Source organism: Dietzia sp. E1, assembly GCF_014145015.1.
In the GTDB taxonomy this organism is placed as follows: domain Bacteria; phylum Actinomycetota; class Actinomycetes; order Mycobacteriales; family Mycobacteriaceae; genus Dietzia; species Dietzia cinnamea_A.
In genome coordinates, this window is sequence record NZ_JAALDU010000376.1 from 1 (window position 1) to 1161 (window position 1161).

At 74.8% G+C, this 1161-nt stretch carries 2 protein-coding genes; one reads left to right on the top strand and one right to left on the bottom strand.

Annotated features, from left to right (window positions below):
• Positions 1-571 (bottom strand): WcbI family polysaccharide biosynthesis putative acetyltransferase (locus tag G6030_RS12330; protein WP_182643316.1); only part of this gene is annotated, 571 nt, incomplete at its 3' end.
• A gap of 59 nt (positions 572-630) precedes the next feature.
• Here G6030_RS12330 and G6030_RS12335 point away from each other — a divergent pair.
• On the top strand, positions 631-1161 hold a 531-nt coding region (locus G6030_RS12335), incomplete at its 3' end, for a glycosyltransferase (RefSeq protein WP_347238654.1).

Consider the following 1161-nt stretch of genomic DNA (forward strand, 5'->3'; position numbering starts at 1 on the left):
GCGTGTGCCGGTCGGGGTGGTTGATCGTGTGCCAGCGCGGGCACCCGTCGAGCAGGTCGGAGGCGGTCAGCGTGCCGTGCGCCTGCTCACGGATCCGCAGGGCGTCCACCGAGTCGCGAGCGGCCGCCAGGGCCTGCCCGGCGGTCGGAGCCGCCTCGAGCACACCGCGGTCACCGGTCGCGGAGGCGAGGATCGTGCGCAGGTCGTGGTACGGGGCGAGCGGCGGGACCAGCGACCGGTCGTGGGGCGGTCGGACCAACACCTGGTACGGGTGCAGACCGGCGTAGCGCAGGACGGGGACGAGGACGATCGTCGCCGAGGGCGGCAGATGCGCGGCGAGCTGGCGATGCCCGAGCGGTAGGTCGCGGTAGTCGTCGCGGACGGGCTGGACGATCAGCACGTCCGTGCGCGCGAGGTCGGCGTGCAGGGCGGGCAGGTCGGCGGCCGTCATCTCGTACACCGGCCGCACGTCCACGACCCGGACCTCATCCGAGGCGCGCAGCAGGTCGCGGTAGACGTCGGCCTGACAGTTGCCGATCACCATGACGGTCGGCCAGTCGGGGGTGCTCACCGCGTCGACAGTAGTAGGCCCGGGGTCGATGCCCCGGGGGCGCATGGCACGGTGTCGAGGTGAACTCTGGCGCCTCCCCCGCCCCGACGATGCGTGTCCGCTCGGTGCCCGCCGGGCACGACTACGTCCGCCACGCCCTCGAACCCGCCGCCGATGTCGTCGTGCTCGACGACCCGGTGCTGGACCCGGCCGGCCCCGCCCGGTGGTGGCCCCATCCCGCGCTGGAGGCGGCCGAGCGGCCCGAGGTCCTCGACGACGCCGACCTCGTGCACGTGCATTTCGGGTACGAGCACCGCTCGCCCGAGCAGATCGCCGAGTTCGTCGCGACGCTGCGGGCGCGGGCGATGCCGCTGGTGGTGACGGTCCACGACCTGACCAACCCGCACGAGCCGGACCCCGCCGCCCATCTCGAGCGCACCGGTCATCTCGTCCGCGGAGCCTCCGCCGTCCTCACGCTGACCGCCGGCGCCGCCGCGGAGATCCGGGAGCGGTGGGGCGTCGACGCACAGGTCGTCCCGCATCCTCGCCTCGTGCCGGCCGCGGTCACCGAGCCGCTCCGCCCGACCCGCGCCGCACGCGGCCACGACGGC